The following is a 15,902-nucleotide window of genomic DNA, read 5'->3' as shown; positions in this document are numbered from 1 at the left end:
CCGTCGGCCCGCCCCTTCGCCGGTTCAGGTCATGAACCGCCCCCTCAACAGCCCCGCCGGCCGGGTCGCCGCCCGCCGCCGCTTCACAACAGCCCCGCGGCCCGCGCCCAGCGGTACTTCGCCCCGAGCACCGCCACCGGCCTCTCGGTCGTGTACGGGTAGGCCACGACCCCGTGCTCGTAGAGGTACTGGCAGGCCTCCTCGACCTCGACGTCGCCCGCGAGCGACGCCACGACGGGCTTCTCGATCCCGCGCTCCCTGAATTCGGCCACCACGCGCGCGGTGAGCTCGGCGAAGACCATGGGAGGGGTCACGATGGTGTGCCAGTAGCCGAGGACCAGCGAGTGGATCCGCGGGTCCTCCAGACCGAGCCTGATCGTCGCCTCGTACGTCGACGGGGGCTCGCCGCCCGTGATGTCCACCGGGTTGCCCGCGGCTCCGAAGGGCGGGATGAACTTCCGGAAGGACGCGTCCAGGTCCGGCGGGATCTCCATGAGGGTCAGGCCGTTGTCGGTCACCGCGTCGGACAGCAGTACGCCACTGCCGCCGGCGCCCGTGATGATCACGATGTTGTCGCCCTGAGGGGTCGGCAGCACCGGCAACGCGCGCGCGTACTCCAGCATTTCGTTCAGGCCGGGCGCCCTGATGACACCGGCCTGCTTCAGGATGTCCTCGTACACGGCGTCGTCGCCGGCGAGGGCGCCCGTGTGCGAGCCCGCGGCCTTCGCCCCGGCCGCCGTACGGCCCGCCTTCAGGACGACCACCGGCTTCTTGGGGACGGTCGCCCGCGCGGCCTCCACGAAGGCCCGCCCGTCCTTGAGGTCCTCCAGATGCATCGCGATGCACTGGGTGTTGGGGTCCTCGCCGAACCAGGTCAGCAGGTCGTCCTCGTCCAGGTCCGACTTGTTGCCGAGCCCCACGATCGCGGAAACACCCGTCTTCGTGGTGCGCGCGAAGCCCAGAATGGCCATCCCTATGCCACCGGACTGCGAGGTGAGCGCGACACCGCCCTTCACGTCGTACGGCGTGCAGAACGTGGCGCACAGGTCCTGCCACGTCGAGTAGTAGCCGTAGATGTTCGGCCCGAGCAGCCGCACGCCGTACCGCTCGCCGATGGCCACGATCTCGTCCTGGAGTCCCTGCTCGCCGGTCTCCGCGAACCCGGAGGGGATCAGTACGGCGTTGGGGATCCCCTTGCGTCCCACCTCCTCCAGGGCCGAGGCCACGAACTTGGCCGGGATGGCGAAGACCGCCACATCCACCTCACCGGGAACGTCGGTGACACTCTTGTACGCCTTGCGGCCGAGAATGTCATCGGCCCGGGGGTTCACCGGATGGATCTCCCCGGAGAAACCGCCGTCGATGAGGTTGCGCATGACCGAATTGCCGATCTTGCCCTGTTCGTTGGAGGCGCCGATCACGGCCACCGACGACGGCTGCATCAGCCGGCGCATCGAGGTGAGGATCTCGTCGCGGCCGTACGTGCGGCGGGGCTTGGGCACCGACTCGGCGAGGATGACCCGGATGTCCGCGGCCATCGCGCCCTCCGGGGTGGCGATCACCGGATTCAGGTCCACCTCGGCGATCTCGGGGAAGTCCGAGACCAGTTCGGAGACCCGGCGGATCTGCTCGGCGACCGCCCACCGGTCCACCGCCGGCGCGCCCCGTACCCCGCGCAGGATCTCCGCGGCCCGGATCGAGTCCAGCATCGACAGCGCCTCGTCCGGATCGACGGGCGCCAGCCGGAACGTGACGTCCTTCAGGACCTCGACCAGTACACCGCCGAGCCCGAACGCCACGACCTTGCCGAACGTCGGATCGGTCACCGCGCCGACGATCACCTCCTGCCCCTGGGGCAGCAGTTCCTGCACCTGCACGCCCTCGATGCGGGCCTGGGCGTCGTACGCCCGGGCGCTCTCGACGATCTTGTGGAAGGCGGCGCGTACGTCCGCCGCGCCCTCCACGCCGACGATCACGCCGCCCGCGTCGGTCTTGTGGAGGATGTCCGGAGAGACGATCTTCATCACGACGGGACCGCCGAAGCGCGCCGCGTAGGCGACCGCCTCGTCGACGTCGGTCGCCAGCTCCTCACCCGGAACGGCGATCCCGTACGCGTCGGCGACCACCTTGCCCTCGGGTGCGGTCAGCGCCGTCCGTCCTGAGGCCCGCACGGCGTCGAGGAGCCTGCGTACCCTCAGCACCCGGTCTTCGGCCATCAATCAGATCACTCCGTTCGACTTGAGCAGGCGCAGCTCCTCGTCGCCGAGACCGAGCTCGCCGACGTACACCTCTTCGTTGTGCTCGCCGAGCAGCGGCGAACTGGTCACGTCCACGGGGGAGTCGGAGAGCTTCAAGGGGCTGCCCACGGTCACGAAGTCGCCCCGCTCGGGGTGCGGCACCGTCACGACCATCTCGTTGGCGACCAGCGACTCGTCCTCGATGATCTCCTTGGTGGAGAGGATCGGGCCGCACGGGATGTTGTGGGCGTTGAGCTTCTCCAGCACCTGCCACTTGGGGAGCGTGGAGGACCACTCCTCGATCAGCTGGAACATCTTGGTGAGCTGCGGCAGGCGGGCCTCGGGGGTCGCCCACTCGGGGTCCTCCGCCAGCTCGGGCCGCCCGATCAGCTCGGAGAGCGGCTTCCAGCCGACGGGCTGCACGATGACGTACACGTAGTCGTTGGGGCCGCCCGGCGCGCACTTGACGGCCCAGCCGGGCTGGCCGCCGCCGGACGCGTTTCCGGACCTGGGAACTTCGTCGCCGAAGTCGTCGTTGGGATATTCAGCCAGCGGCCCATGCCCGAGGCGCTGCTGGTCCCGCAGTTTCACCCGGCACAGATTCAGCACCGCGTGCTGCATCGCCACGTTCACCCGCTGCCCGCGCCCCGTGTTCTCCCGCTGGAACAGGGCGGCGAGGATCGCGGCCACCGCGTGGATGCCCGTGCCCGAGTCACCGATCTGGGCTCCCGTCGCCAGCGGCGGCCCGTCCTCGAAACCGGTGGTCGACATCGACCCGCCCATGGCCTGAGCGACGACCTCGTACGCCTTGAAGTTGGTGTACGGGCCGTCCCCGAACCCCTTGATGGAGGCATAGACGATCCGCGGATTGATCTCCTGGATGCGGTCCCAGGTGAAGCCCATGCGGTCGACCGCGCCCGGCCCGAAGTTCTCGACCATGACGTCCGAGCGCCGGATCAGCTCGGTGAGGATCTCCTTGCCGCGCTCGGTCTTGGTGTTGAGGGTGATGCTCCGCTTGTTGCAGTTGAGCATCGTGAAGTAGAGGGAGTCGACGTCCGGGAGATCGCGCAGCTGCTTGCGCGTGATGTCCCCGCTCGGCGCCTCCAGTTTGACGACGTCCGCGCCGAGCCAGGCGAGCAGCTGGGTGGCGGAGGGACCGGACTGGACGTGCGTCATGTCGAGGACGCGGACACCTTCGAGGGCCTTGGCCGAGGCCGGCGTCGCCGCCGTGGGGATCGTCGCTGTCGTTGTGGTCAACGGTTCCACCTCACTTGTACATCGTCTGGTTCATGGTTCCGGGGGCGTACGCGTCCGGGTCGACCCAGACGTTGATGAGCGACGGCTTGCCCGACTCACGGGCGCGCTGCAGGGCGGGCCCGATGTCGGCGGGGTCGCGGACCTCCTCGCCGTAACCGCCCAGCATCTGCGCGAACTTGTCGTAGTGGACGTCGCCGAGGGTGTTGCCGACGCGCTCGCGCTCCAGGCCGTACTTGGCGGCCTGGCCGTAGCGGATCTGGTTCATGGAGGAGTTGTTGCCGACGATGCCGACGAAGGGGAGGTCGTAGCGGACGAGGGTCTCGAAGTCCCAGCCGGTGAGGGAGAACGCGCCGTCCCCGAAGAGGGCGACGACCTCCTTGTCGGGCCGCGCCTTCTTGGCGGCCAGCACGAACGGGATCCCGACGCCGAGCGTGCCGAGCGGGCCCGGGTCCATCCAGTGCCCGGGTGACTTGGGCTGCACGACCTGCCCGGAGAAGGTGACGATGTCGCCGCCGTCCCCGATGTAGATGGAGTCCTCGGTCAGGAAGTCGTTGATCTCGCTGACCAGCCGGTACGGGTGGATCGGCGAGGCGTCGGACTTCAGGCTGGGCAGCCGCTTCTCGATGGCGGTCTGCTCGGCGGCGCGCAGCTCGTCGAGCCACTCCTTGCGCTTGGACGCGCCCCCGTTCAGGCGTCCGGAGGCGGCTTCCGCGACCGACTTCAGGACGAGCCCGGGGTCCCCGACGATGCCGAGGTCGATGTCCCGGTTCTTGCCGACGGTCCGGTAGTCGAGGTCGATCTGCACGACGGTCGCCTCCGGCGACAGCCGCTTGCCGTAGCCCATGCGGAAGTCGAAGGGTGTACCGACGATGACGATGACGTCGGCGTTGGAGAAGGCGTACCGGCGGGAGAGCTGGAAGTGGTGCGGATCGCCGGGCGGCAGCGTGCCGCGTCCGGCGCCGTTCATGTAGGCGGGGATGTTGAGGGTGCGTACGAGGTCGATGGCGGACGCGGTGCCCCGGGTCGTCCACACCTGGCTGCCCAGCAGGATCGCCGGCTTCTCGGCGTGCACGAGGAGGTCGGCGAGCTTCTCGACGGCCTCGGGGTCACCGGCCGAGCGGGTCGAGGCCCGGTACTGCCCGGCGGCGGGCACCCGGGCCTTGTCCACCGGCACCTTGGCGTCCAGCACATCGCGCGGGATCTCCAGGAAGGAGGGTCCTGGCGCCCCGTGGTAGCACTCGCGGAACGCCATGGACACCATGTCGGCGGCCCGCGCGGTGTCCGGTACGGTCGCGGCGAACTTGGTGATCGGCGTCATCATGTCGACGTGCGGCAGGTCCTGCAGGGACCCCATCTTGTGCTGGGTGTGGGCCCCCTGGCCGCCGATCAGCAGCATGGGGGACTCCGCGCGGAAGGCGTTGGCGACACCCGTCACGGCGTCGGTCGTGCCCGGGCCGGCGGTGACGACGGCGCAGCCGGGCTTGCCGGTGATGCGTGCGTAACCGTCGGCGGCGTGGGCGGCGACCTGCTCGTGGCGTACGTCGACAACCTCGATGCCTTCGTCGACGCAGCCGTCGTAGATGTCGATGATGTGGCCGCCGCAGAGGGTGTAGATGACCTCCACACCCTCCGCTTTGAGTGCCTTGGCGACCAGGTGCCCACCGGAGATGAGGTTCTGGCTGTTGTCGTCGGGCATGGCGAAGTCCTGTCCCTTCGTAGGGGATTGGGCGCGCGGAAACGCAGCTCATACGGGGTGCGCGCACTGTTCGTGGATGCCGTCGCGGTACATTGCATACAGTCGACGAATACTGTATGAAGCTTGTTATCCCGCATCCGGTGGGTGGTGTCCAGGGGGCGTGCGGCACTTTTCAGAGGGAGCCGAGATGGACCTGTTCGAGCACCAGGCAAGGGAACTCTTCGAAGAACACGGCATCTTGGTGCCGAGGGCAGAGGTCACCGACTCGCCCAAGGAGGCACGCGAGATCGCCCGCAGGCTCGGCGGCCGCGTCGTCGTCAAGGCACAGGTGAAGACCGGTGGACGGGGCAAGGCGGGCGGTGTGAAACTGGCCGCCGACCCGGCCGCCACCGAACTGACGGCACGCCAGATCCTCGGCATGGACATCAAGGGCCACACGGTCGGCAAGGTGATGCTGGCCCAACCGGTCGACATCGACGCCGAGTTCTACGTCAGTTACGTACTCGACCGTGCGGCCGGCCGGTTCCTCGCGATCGCCTCGGCCGAGGGCGGCATGGACATCGAGGAGATCGCCGCCACCCGCCCCGACGCCGTGGCGCGGATCCACCTCGACCCGGCCGAGGGCGTCACCTCGGCCAGGGCCGCCGAGATCGCCGAGGCCGCGGGGCTGCCCCCGCAGACCGTCGACGTCCTGGTCAGGCTCTGGGACGTCCTCGTCCGCGAGGACGCCGTCCTCGTCGAGGTCAACCCCCTCGTCCGTACGGCACAGGGGCAGATCCTCGCCCTCGACGGCAAGGTCACCCTCGACGACAACGCCCGCTTCCGGCAGGCACGCTGGGGCGACCAGGAATCGGCCCACGACGACCCGCTGGAGGCCGCCGCCGCGGCCAAGGGCCTCAACTACGTGAAGCTGGACGGCGAGGTCGGCATCATCGGCAACGGCGCCGGTCTCGTCATGTCGACCCTCGACGTGGTCGCCGGCTGCGGCGCGCGCCCCGCCAACTTCCTCGACATCGGCGGCGGCGCCTCCGCCCAGATCATGGCCGACGGCCTCTCCGTCATCCTCTCCGACCCGGCCGTCAAGTCCGTCTTCGTCAACGTCTTCGGCGGCATCACCGCCTGCGACGCGGTCGCCGACGGGATCGTGCAGGCCCTGGACACCGTCCAGTTGACCAAGCCGCTGGTCGTCCGCCTCGACGGCAACAACGCCGTACGGGGCCGCGCGATCCTCGACGACCGCGCGCACCCCCTGGTCCAGCAGGCCACCACCATGGACGGCGCCGCGCGCCGCGCCGCCCAACTCGCGAACGCAGCCTGAAGGAGCGGGACATGGCCATCTACCTCACCAAAGAGAGCAAGGTCCTCGTCCAGGGAATGACCGGCGGCGAGGGCATGAAGCACACCCGCCGCATGCTCGCCGCGGGCACCGACGTCGTCGGCGGCGTCAACCCGCGCAAGGCCGGGCAGAGCGTCGACTTCGACGACCGCGCCGTCCCCGTCTTCGGCTCCGTACGCGAAGGCATCGAGGCGACCGGCGCCGACGTCAGCGTCGTCTTCGTCCCGCCGGCCTTCGCCAAAGCGGCGGTCGTCGAGGCGGCCGACGCCGGCATCGGCCTCGCCGTCGTCATCACGGAGGGCATCCCGGTCCACGACTCGGTCGCCTTCACGGCGTACGCGAAGGGCAGGGGCACGCGGATCGTCGGCCCCAACTGCCCCGGCCTGATCACCCCCGGCCAGGCCAACGCGGGCATCATCCCCGCCGACATCACCAAGCCCGGCCGTATCGGCCTGGTCTCCAAGTCCGGCACGCTCACCTATCAACTCATGTACGAGCTGCGGGACATCGGCTTCTCCACCTGTGTCGGCATCGGCGGCGACCCCGTCGTCGGTACCACCCACATCGACTGCCTCGGCGCCTTCCAGGACGACCCCGACACCGAACTCATCGTCCTCATCGGGGAGATCGGCGGCGACGCCGAGGAACGCGCGGCCGCGTACATCCGCGACCACGTCACCAAACCCGTCATCGGCTACATCGCCGGCTTCACCGCCCCCGAGGGCAAGACGATGGGCCACGCGGGCGCCATCGTGTCCGGCTCCTCCGGTACGGCCCGGGCGAAGAAGGAAGCCCTGGAGGCGGCCGGCGTCCAGGTGGGCGACACCCCGACCGAGACGGCCCGGCTGGTGCTGGCCCGCCTTGAAGCATCTCGAAGCGGAACGTGATGTCACTCATAGTTGACCTGACGTCACTTACGGACGCCACGACGCGTCGCTAGCGTCACCGGTAGGAAGTTCCCGCGCGACGCGTCACGCGCGGCGATCAGAACGATGCAAGGCGATCAGCGAACGACGCATGACGATCGACGAACGACGCACGCCGTCCCCGTGCCGGGCCCGCACCGCCGGAGCCCGCGCACGCGGGACCAGCCATGGATCAGCCATGGACCAGCCATGAACGACCGCCCCCGACTGTGCACCGAGAGCGGAGCAACCGAATGGCACCCACCCTCACACCCACAGCCACACCGACCCTCACCCTCAAATCCCACACCTCCTGGGCCGACGCCTGGCAGCGCTGTCTCGCCGTGGCGCCCGAGGCCTTCCAGGACGACCGCGTCCGCAACCTCTGGGGCGCCGCCTGGCAGGCGGACGGCCGGGCACTGCCCGCCACCAGCCCCGTCGACGGCAGCCCCATCGCCGGACCGCCGCGACTGGACGGCGCCACGGCCCACCAGGCCGTCCGCGCCGCCCTCGACCACCACCGCGCCTGGCGCCACGTACCCCTCGAAGAACGCCGGGCCCGCGTCGCCGCCACCCTCGACGCCCTCACCCAGCACCGGGAACTGCTCGCCCTCCTCCTCGTCTGGGAGATCGGCAAGCCCTGGCGGCTCGCGCAGGCCGACGTCGACCGCGCCATCGACGGCGTGCGCTGGTACGTCGACGGAATCGAGCCCATGCTGGCGGACCGGACCCCGCTGGACGGACCCGTGTCCAACATCGCGAGCTGGAACTACCCGATGAGCGTGCTCGTTCACGCAATGCTGGTACAGGCACTGGCAGGCAACGCGGTCATCGCCAAGACCCCGACCGACGGCGGCGTCGCATGCCTCACCCTGGCCTGCGCGCTCGCCGCCCGCGAGGGGATACCCGTCACCCTCGTCAGCGGCAGCGGAGGCGAACTGTCCCAGGCGCTCGTGCGCGCGCCCGAGATCGGCTGCGTCTCCTTCGTCGGCGGCCGGGACACGGGCGCCGCGGTGGCCACGGCCGTCGCCGACCTCGGCAAACGACACGTACTCGAACAGGAAGGGCTGAACACCTGGGGCATCTGGAACCACACCGACTGGGACGCGCTGACGGCCGTAATCCCGAAGCTCTTCGACTACGGCAAGCAGCGCTGCACGGCCTATCCGCGCTTCGTCGTCCAGCGTGAGCTGTTCGACGAGTTCCTCGCGGCGTACCTGCCGGCGGTCGACACCCTCCGCGTCGGCCACCCCCTGGCCGTCGAGCACCCCGACGACCCGTACCCGCAGCTGGACTTCGGGCCGGTGATCAACGCGGCCAAGGCGAAGGAACTGCACGACCAGGTCGCCGAGGCCATCGACCGCGGCGCCGTCCCCCTGCACCGCGGCAAGCTCGCCGACGCCCGCTTCCTGCCCGGCCAGGACACCTCGGCGTACGTCCAGCCGGTCACGATCCTGAACCCGCCCCCTTCCTCCCCGCTCCACCACGCGGAACCCTTCGGCCCGGTCGACACGATCGTCCTGGTCGACACGGAGGCGGAACTGCTGGCCGCGATGAACGCGTCGAACGGCGCGCTGGTCGCGACCCTGTCCACCGACGACGAGGCCACGTACCAGCGGCTGGCCCCGCAGATCCGCGCCTTCAAGGTCGGACACGGCAAGCCCCGCTCCCGGGGCGACCGCGACGAGCTGTTCGGCGGCTTCGGCGCGTCCTGGCGCGGCGCGTTCGTGGGCGGCGAACTGCTCGTGCGCGCGGTCACGCACGGGCCGCCGGGGGAGCGGCTGCCGGGGAACTTCCCGGAGTACCACCTGATGCCATGACTCCCTCCGCCTGACCCGTAGCTTTTCGGTCACCGAGAGTGAGATCGCGGAACGTCGTCCGCGCCCCGAGCGGCACCCCGCCGGGGCGCGGAAACGCAGGTGAAAGCCACTCCGAAAGCTTGGTATTGTTGTCCATGTCGCCGCGGGGAACACCCCCGTCCAGGCGGCAGACACCTGGTCCGGGTGGCGGAATGGCAGACGCGCTAGCTTGAGGTGCTAGTGCCCTTTATCGGGCGTGGGGGTTCAAGTCCCCCCTCGGACACTCACTACAGCGGTACACGCATGAGGGCTACGACCTGAGGGTCGTGGCCCTTTTCGTATGTCGCCCCCCCCGCCCCACCGGCCGGACCCGGTGATTTCCCGGAGTCCTCGCAGCTGCCGTCGCGGCGCAACAGCCCGTCGTGCTGCAGGAGTTCTACGCTGCAACCGGACGCTGATCATGACGGCGTGAGGTAGCGCTCCGTAACGCCTCGCGCCAGTCCGGGTGTGAGGAAGATCGAGAATGGCCGAAGAGGTCCACGACGCCGATACGTCTGTGGTGTTGATAGAGAGCATTCCCCTGGTCCTGAGCGGCTTGCGTTCCGCGCTTGAGGACGGCGGGATCGGCGTTGTCGCGGGGACCCACGATCCGCACGTCGGCGTCCAAGCGGTCCGGGAGGCGAAGCCCGACGTGGTCCTCGTCGATCTCGACCTGCCGGCCCACGCCGGAATCGGGCTGCTTCAGCAGCTTCGCCGACAGGGTCCGCCCCCGCGGCTGGTGGCGATGGTCTCCCCGGACCACGACGACGACAAGCTGCTGCTGACCGCGCTGATGGCGGGGGCCACGGGCTATCTGCTCAAGAACACGGAAACGGCGGACCTGCTGCGTACCGTACGAGCCGTGCGACGCGGGTACGTGACACTGGGACCCCGGCCCGGCAGTGAACTCTTCGCCCTGCTGCGGCGCCTGGCGGAGGCCGACGAGCCGCTCCCGTTCCCGGCGCTGACGAACCGGGAACGGGAAGTGCTGCGACTGGTCTCCCTCGGCCACGGGAACCGCCGGATAGCCCAGGAGCTGTTCATATCGGAGAAGACCGTACGCAACTACGTCTCCGCCATCCTGCCGAAGATCAACGTGTCGAACCGGCTGGAGGCGATCGTGTCCGCCCGGCTGACCGGCTTGGAGGCGACCTATCCGGACCCGGGTGCCACCGGGGGTTCCACCGGCGGTTCCACCGGGCCGGTAACCGAACGCTGAGCGTCACCCGTCCTGGGTGACCAGACCGGAGGCCACCAGCAGGCGCAGGCTGTCGCCGACCTGCCGGCCGACCTCCGCCGAGCCGGGCGTGAGACCCGCCGCCCGCGCGTAGGCCGTGTGCAGCGAGCCGAGGTCACGCCCGTCGCACAAAGAGTAGACGGTCCAGGAACGCGCGTTCAGCCAGTGCATCCGGGCCGACCGCGCGGGGCTGACGACGAGTTGCCCGAGGCCGGGCAGCGCGCACGCGTCCACCGGAGCGACGCGCTGGAGGGCACCTGTGGCACCGCTCTGCGCGGCAGACCCCGGTTCGGCGGGCCCCAATTCGGCAGGCCCCGGTTCGGCGGGCCGCGTAGCCGCCGCCCGCTCACGAGGCCTCGGCGCGTCCTCGTCCACCAGCCGCAGCGCGGTGAGAAGCCAGCGGGCGAACCGGTGCCCGTGTTCCGTGAGTGCCTCGTCCGGCAGCGACAGTACGCACTCGGCGAGGTGGCGGGCCCTTTCCGCACTGGTGCGGTACGTGCCGTTCAGGGCGGCGGGGGTACCCGGGCTCGGCTCGTCGAGGTCCTCGGCGGGCGGGGGCGGACCGAACCGCTCACGGACCGCTTCACCCGCCGAGTCGGCCGCGGCCCGGAAGACCAGCAGGTGCACGTAGAAGTGCAGGGCGACGAACACCCGGATGACCGTCCAGGAGCCGATCCGCCACGGGATGGGGACCTGCTCGGTGGCGTTCCTGACCACGGAACCCGTCCGGAGCGCGTCGAAGAGCTTGAGATGGGCGCCCTCGTGCAGCAGGCTCTCGGCCGCGAGCCACGGGGACGTGCAGCGTTCGGGCGCGAGCAGCACGGTCGAGGGGAGTGGATCGCCGCCCGACATGGACTGCAGGGGACCCTCTTCGCTCTCCCGGCTGGTGAAGCCGACCACGCTGACGTGTCCGAGCACGCCGGCTCCGGCCGCTGGCAGCAGCGTGGCGAGGAGTTCCGCGCCGTCGCGCAGGCCGGCGAGGGTCTCGTCCGTCGGATCGACGGGGCCCGCCGCCCGGCCGTCGCCGAGCGCGTCCCGGTACAACTCCATGAGGCGCTCGGCCAGCGCCTTCTGCGCGTCCTCCCGCGGTGCGGGTTCGGCCAGCACCCAGGCGTCCCCGAGACCGGGCCAGGCGGGCCGGTGCGGACGCATGAGGGCTTCGGAGGGCCCTGCGGAGGGAGCCGCGTCGGCCACCGGTGCGTCCGCCGCCGGACCTGCGGTCAGGTGACCGCGTACGTACGCGCCGAACGAACTGTGTTCGAACCGGCCGCCGTCCAGCAGGGCGAGGTCGACCTCGAAGCAGTTGCGCAGCACCGGGTCGTACAGCAGGGGGCGCAGACGTTCGTCGGGCGCGGCGGCCGTCTCCCGCAGCACGTCCGCGGCCTCGTCGTCATGCCGCGCCAGCATGGTGAGGCCCAGCCGGAACCGGGCGAGGTTGCGCTCGCCGATGGCGGGGGAGTCGCCGAACTGCCGATCGGCACAGAGCAGGGTGTCGGCCTGCGCCACCCGGTCGGCGACCGGTCCGGTGGGGGGCGGCGCGTCCGGCCGGCCGGTGGAAGGTGAGGCCGACTGCGCGGCGGAGAGCGAGGAGGACAACGACGGACCGTCCTTCGGGGGCGCGGGCGAGATGACGGACGTGACACCTGGGACGACCGGCACCGAACCCTCAACGGATCCGTGGATCCACGGATCCGCGATCCACGGCTTCGGTGCCGGCCGAACGCGTCGAACGTCAGGCGGCGCGGACCGCCTGGTACGACGGGAGCCAGGCGCGCTCCTCCGGTGCGTCGACGGCCACCAGCGGCGACTCGTCGTCGAGGTACGTCTGCGGAGCCAGCTCGGGGGTCTCGATGAGGTCCACCAGCATGTCTTCAGTCCCTTCGGTCGTGTGCGGACGGAATGTTCCCGGCGAGGGATCACCCCACCAGGAACATCATCTTCCGCTACCGCACGTCCCACACCGAGAGGAGCGTTGTCCCGGAACCTGTCCCGCGCCTGTCCCGCACCTGTGTCGCGGATAGCGGTAAAAGAGGGCTGATGGGACCCATGTCGCGCCCTGTTCCCAGCACCGCATGGTGGCGGGTGCGGCACGCCCAGTGGCCTTGTGGTTCCGCCCCGCGACGCGTTCCGGTTGCGGTCCGGCAGACCTGTGGCTCACTTCCCTCAGCCGTAGTTCCGACGTCAGTTCCCAACGCTATGCTCGCCGGTGTTCGAGTGATACATGGGGCCGGTGGCGAGGAAGCCATCGGGAGGGGCGTGAGGCGGGCGTGTTGTCCGGCAGTGATGATCAGCAGGGTGCGGCGCACGCGGCACGGGGTGCCGGGCGTCTGATCGCGGGTCGGTACCGGCTGACCGACCAGCTCGGCAGGGGCGGGATGGGCACCGTCTGGCGGGCCCACGACCAACTGCTGGCGCGGGATGTCGCTGCCAAGGAACTGCACGTCTTCACCCAGGGCGACGAGGACCGCCGCGTATGGCTGCGCCGCGCCGTACGAGAGGCGCGGGTGGTGGCCAGGGTGCCGCACCCGCATGTGGTCGGCGTCCACGACCTCGTCGAGTACGAGGACCGGCTGTGGATCGTCATGGAGCTCATCGACGGCCCCTCGCTCGCTCAACTCATCGCTCGCAACGGCCCGTTGGAGCCCACGAAAGTCGCCGAACTGGGTGCCCAGCTGCTCGGCGCGCTCGACGCGGTGCACGCCGCCGGAGCCCTGCACCGGGACGTCAAACCGGCCAACGTCCTGCTGCGCCGTGACGGCAGCGCGGTTCTCACGGACTTCGGCATCGCCGTCGTCGACGACGGCGATGCGCTCACGAACTCGGGTGAATTCGCGGGCTCCGTCGAGTACATGGCGCCCGAGCGCGTCAACGGCGGTCAGGTCGGGCCCGCTTCGGACCTGTGGTCGCTGGCCGCGACTCTCGTGACCGCCGCCACCGGCGCGTCCCCCTTCCGGCGCCCCGCGCACGCGGCCACCCTGCACGCCGTCGCCTACGAACAGCCCAACCTGCCCGCGCGGCTGGGCCCGCTGCTCCCGGCCGTCGAGGCGCTGCTGCGCAAGGCGCCCGAGGAGCGGCCCTCCATCCCCGACGCCACCACCGCCCTGCGGCACGCCGCGGAGGGGCTCGCGGCGGACCCGAGGTCGCTGCCGTCGGCCACCGTCCGGATCGCGATCCCGGCCGGAGTCTCCCTCGCGGACGCGGAGACCCGGACCCGTCAGCACGTCCCGTGGACGGACCACACGGCGCCCACCGCCGCACCCACTTCGCGCTACGACGCCGCGACCGCGTCCGCGCTGATGCGCAGGGAAGAGAGCCGGCGTGACCGGCGGGTCATGGGGCTCGTGGTCTCCTCGGTCGCCCTCGTCTTCGCGGGAACGGGTCTCGGCCTCTTCCTCGCCGGGGTGCCGCCGTTCGAGCGGTCCGCCCAGGCCGACGCCTCGGACGGCAAGGACCAGGGAAGCGAAGCCGGTATCTCCCTGCCGGCCGGTACGCCCCTGCCGGCGACACCCGTCGTCAACCAGGCGGTCGTCCATGCCGCCGAGGGCTGGCAGCGGGTCACCGACACGCCCATCCAGTCCGGCGACACGGTCACCGTGCGCTTCACCTCGGGTCAGTGGACCGTGGACGACCCGGAGATGCCCCTGACCGGGCCGGAGGGCTACGACGCGCAGACCGACAAGTCGCTCGACTTCGCCGCGGCGGACTGCAAGGTCAACGACTCGGCTCCCTTCGGCACGCTCCTCGGGCGTTTCACCGAGGCGGGGGAGGGCGAGGAGAGCCACGTCGTGGGGAAGCAGTGGACCTTCGAGGCGGCTGCCGGGGGCATGCTCGAACTGCGCATCAACGACGGCGACAACGGCTGTGTCAGCGACAACTCGGGCGACCTCTCGGTCACGGTGACCGTCGCCAAGGGCGCCTAGGTGAACGGCACTTCGCCTCCGTACAGCCTCGTGCCCGGCGCCGCCGCCTCACCGGTCGTCCTGCACGTACCGCATTCCTCGCGGACGATCCCCGCGGACGTACGCGACGGCATCCTGCTCGACGATGCCGCGCTGGAGCGGGAGTTGGACCACATCACCGACTCGCACACCGCGGGGATCGCCGCGGAGGCCACTGCCCGGTGTGCCGCCGCGCCCTGGCGGTTCGTCAACCAGCTGTCCCGTCTGGTCGTCGACCCGGAACGCTTCCCTGACGAGCGGGAGGAGATGCGGGCGGTGGGCATGGGCGCCGTCTACACCCGCACCACGCACGGCGAGCCGCTCCGGCCGGCCCCCGACCGCCTCCCGGACCCCGACCGCCTCCCCGGCGCCGACCGCCTCCCCGACCCCGAACGCCTCCCGGACCCCGACCGCATCCCGGGCGCCGACCTGAGCCCCGCGAGGGAACAACGGCTGTTGGACCGCTACTTCCACCCGTACGCCGCCGCGATGACCGACGCCGTGACACAGCGGCTGGCGGCGGCCGGGCGGGCCGTCATCATCGACGTGCACTCCTATCCCACGAACCGGCTGCCGTACGAACTCCACGGCGACGGCCCCCGCCCGCCCGTCTGCCTCGGAACCGACGCCTTCCACACCCCGCCCGGTCTCCTCGCGCACGCCGAGAAGGCCTTCACCGGCTTCGGCGGTACGGGTGTCGACAGCCCCTTCGCCGGAACGTACGTACCGCTGAAGTACTACGGCAGCGACCGGCGGGTCGGTGCCCTGATGATCGAGATCCGCCGGGACGTCTACATGACCGAGCCGGGCGGACCGGCGGGGCCCGGCCTCGCCCGGGTGGCGGCCGCACTGGCGGAACTGGTCGAGACGGTCACCGGAACGCCTGAGGCCTGAGATGGCCATCGAGCGGTTCATCGGCATCGACCTTGCCTGGGCGCACGGCGGAACCCGCAGGCCCAACGAGACGGGTGTCGCCGCGATCGACGGCTCCGGCACGGTCGTCGACTGCGGCTGGACCCGCGGCCTCGACGAGACGGCGGAGTGGCTGGCCGCGGCGGCCGTCGACGGATCGACCCTCGTCCTTGTCGACGCGCCGCTGGTCGTGGACAACCCGGCGGGCCAGCGCGCGTGCGAACGGGAGGTGGGGCAGCGCTACGGCCGTTGGAAGGTGAGCGCCAACAGCACCAACCTGGGCTCTCCCCGCCAGGCCGGTGTGCTCCTGCTCGAACGGCTCCGGGAGGAGGGCTGGACGTACGACGACGGCAGGCAGGGCCCGCCGGCCGGCGGCCTCGTCCTGTCCGAGTGCTACCCCTACACCACGCTCGTCGGAGCGGCCGAGTTGGGCTACGACCTGGAGCGCCCCACCTACAAACGCCGCCCGGCGCGCGTACCCCCGGCCCACGGGCGGGCGGGACGGGCGGAGGCCGGCGACCCGCTGATAGGCCCTGTTGCGGGCCG

At 70.7% G+C, this 15,902-nt stretch carries 12 protein-coding genes and 1 tRNA gene; 8 read left to right on the top strand and 5 right to left on the bottom strand.

Translation table 11 applies throughout. From position 1 onward, the window contains the following. Positions 1 to 83: 83 nt before the first annotated feature. Genes ACFWGJ_RS30160 through ACFWGJ_RS30150 form a run of 3 tightly spaced genes read right to left on the bottom strand, consistent with a single transcriptional unit; the run spans position 84 to position 5,190 of the window. Complete coding sequence (locus ACFWGJ_RS30160) at positions 84 to 2,216, bottom strand: acetate--CoA ligase family protein (RefSeq protein WP_387330974.1); 2,133 nt, start codon at positions 2,214 to 2,216, stop codon at positions 84 to 86. Between the two features lie 3 nt (positions 2,217 to 2,219). Beyond that, positions 2,220 to 3,503, bottom strand: coding sequence for a formyl-CoA transferase (frc, locus tag ACFWGJ_RS30155; protein WP_387330971.1), 1,284 nt, complete (start codon positions 3,501 to 3,503; stop codon positions 2,220 to 2,222). 1 nt (position 3,504) lies between these two features. Further along, the gene (locus ACFWGJ_RS30150) at positions 3,505 to 5,190 is read right to left on the bottom strand and encodes a thiamine pyrophosphate-binding protein (protein WP_387330968.1); all 1,686 of its coding nucleotides are present in this window, start codon (positions 5,188 to 5,190) and stop codon (positions 3,505 to 3,507) included. A gap of 187 nt (positions 5,191 to 5,377) precedes the next feature. Between ACFWGJ_RS30150 and sucC the strand changes: the two genes are divergently transcribed. The 5 genes from sucC (at position 5,378) to ACFWGJ_RS30125 (ending at position 10,488) form a co-directional block, all read left to right on the top strand. Then, positions 5,378 to 6,508, top strand: coding sequence for an ADP-forming succinate--CoA ligase subunit beta (gene sucC / locus ACFWGJ_RS30145; RefSeq protein ID WP_387330965.1), 1,131 nt, complete (start codon positions 5,378 to 5,380; stop codon positions 6,506 to 6,508). 11 nt (positions 6,509 to 6,519) lie between these two features. Next, positions 6,520 to 7,413, top strand: coding sequence for a succinate--CoA ligase subunit alpha (sucD, locus tag ACFWGJ_RS30140; RefSeq protein WP_387330962.1), 894 nt, complete (start codon positions 6,520 to 6,522; stop codon positions 7,411 to 7,413). A gap of 272 nt (positions 7,414 to 7,685) precedes the next feature. Beyond that, the gene (locus ACFWGJ_RS30135) at positions 7,686 to 9,251 is read left to right on the top strand and encodes an aldehyde dehydrogenase family protein (RefSeq protein ID WP_387330959.1); all 1,566 of its coding nucleotides are present in this window, start codon (positions 7,686 to 7,688) and stop codon (positions 9,249 to 9,251) included. Between the two features lie 177 nt (positions 9,252 to 9,428). After that, positions 9,429 to 9,513, top strand: a tRNA-Leu gene (locus tag ACFWGJ_RS30130). A gap of 240 nt (positions 9,514 to 9,753) precedes the next feature. Next, positions 9,754 to 10,488: a response regulator gene (locus ACFWGJ_RS30125; RefSeq protein ID WP_387330956.1), complete on the top strand. Its 735-nt coding sequence runs from the start codon at positions 9,754 to 9,756 to the stop codon at positions 10,486 to 10,488. Between the two features lie 3 nt (positions 10,489 to 10,491). Here the strand turns inward: ACFWGJ_RS30125 and ACFWGJ_RS30120 are convergent, their stop codons facing one another. After that, positions 10,492 to 12,165: an aKG-HExxH-type peptide beta-hydroxylase gene (locus tag ACFWGJ_RS30120; protein ID WP_387330953.1), complete on the bottom strand. Its 1,674-nt coding sequence runs from the start codon at positions 12,163 to 12,165 to the stop codon at positions 10,492 to 10,494. 73 nt (positions 12,166 to 12,238) lie between these two features. Further along, on the bottom strand, positions 12,239 to 12,373 hold the full coding sequence (locus ACFWGJ_RS30115) for a hypothetical protein (protein ID WP_263973071.1): 135 nt from the start codon (positions 12,371 to 12,373) through the stop codon (positions 12,239 to 12,241). 403 nt (positions 12,374 to 12,776) lie between these two features. Between ACFWGJ_RS30115 and ACFWGJ_RS30110 the strand changes: the two genes are divergently transcribed. The 3 genes from ACFWGJ_RS30110 to ACFWGJ_RS30100 form a co-directional block, all read left to right on the top strand. Further along, on the top strand, positions 12,777 to 14,426 hold the full coding sequence (locus ACFWGJ_RS30110) for a serine/threonine-protein kinase (protein WP_387330949.1): 1,650 nt from the start codon (positions 12,777 to 12,779) through the stop codon (positions 14,424 to 14,426). Then, complete coding sequence (locus ACFWGJ_RS30105) at positions 14,427 to 15,338, top strand: N-formylglutamate amidohydrolase (RefSeq protein ID WP_387330946.1); 912 nt, start codon at positions 14,427 to 14,429, stop codon at positions 15,336 to 15,338. 1 nt (position 15,339) lies between these two features. After that, positions 15,340 to 15,902 (top strand): DUF429 domain-containing protein (locus ACFWGJ_RS30100; protein ID WP_387330943.1); only part of this gene is annotated, 563 nt, incomplete at its 3' end.

The sequence above is a fragment of the Streptomyces sp. NPDC060205 genome, assembly GCF_042728395.1.
GTDB lineage: Bacteria > Actinomycetota > Actinomycetes > Streptomycetales > Streptomycetaceae > Streptomyces.
Note: the sequence above shows the minus strand (reverse complement) of the source record. Positions and strands in the feature narration are given on the sequence as shown.